This is a genomic window from Aureitalea sp. L0-47 (assembly GCF_026126405.1).
In the GTDB taxonomy this organism is placed as follows: Bacteria; Bacteroidota; Bacteroidia; order Flavobacteriales; family Flavobacteriaceae; genus Pukyongia.
In genome coordinates this window covers 1-320 of the sequence record NZ_JAFMTQ010000066.1, presented here as the reverse complement: position 1 = coordinate 320, position 320 = coordinate 1, and the positions used below count along the sequence as shown (strand labels likewise).

General features: G+C 37.5%; 1 rRNA gene. It reads right to left on the bottom strand.

Annotated elements, in window-relative coordinates:
- Positions 1-94: ribosomal RNA gene (rrf, locus tag J1N09_RS15485) — 5S ribosomal RNA — on the bottom strand; the annotation flags it as partial.
- Between the last annotated feature and the right edge of the window lie 226 nt (positions 95-320).

The following is a 320-nucleotide window of genomic DNA, read 5'->3' as shown; positions in this document are numbered from 1 at the left end:
TACTTTTCCACGTTTGTAGTATCATCGGCGCAAACGGGCTTAACTTCTCTGTTCGGAATGGTAAGAGGTGAGCCCCGTCGCTATAACCACCTTAAATCTTAATGCACTATAGCCTTGTCGCTATAATTTACCCGAATCTGCCTTTGGCAGAGGCGGGCCACCTTAAGTCTTAATGCTAGTATTAAGATTTTAGTAGTTAGTAATGAGTGTTTTCTCACTACTAAGTACTTAATACTAACATCTAATGTTATAACATAAAGAGAATAAGAAATAGGAAAAAAAACGATTTTTTGTAAGCTTATAAAAGAGTCTGCTCCCCT